Here is a 225-nt window from a genome sequence, read left to right as displayed (position 1 = left end):
GGCACTACCTGACGTGCTCCGGGCGGCCGAAGGACCTCGCCAAGGGCCAGGCCCCGGACCCGGCCGCCCGGAGGCATGCCGCCAAGGGCGTGCGGAGGCTGGTCGAGAGGCGGGAGGCGCTGCTCGCGCGCGGGGTGCACGGCAACAAGGCGAACGTGGCCACGGCGCGCGAGCTCGCCTGCTGGGTGTGGGCGGTCGGCCTCATGGCAGAGGAGGCATAGGGGG

The 225-nt window shown here is 75.6% G+C and carries 1 pseudogene; it reads left to right on the top strand.

The features are described from left to right. Positions 1–221, top strand: a pseudogene (locus tag DWX25_RS07730) (IS110 family transposase); the annotation flags it as partial. Positions 222–225 lie beyond the last annotated feature (4 nt).

Origin of the sequence: Collinsella sp. AF18-8LB (assembly GCF_003459795.1) — a bacterium.
Taxonomy (GTDB): Bacteria; Actinomycetota; Coriobacteriia; order Coriobacteriales; family Coriobacteriaceae; genus Collinsella.
The sequence above is the reverse complement of the archived record's forward strand: the minus strand, read 5'-3'. Positions and strand labels throughout refer to the sequence as shown.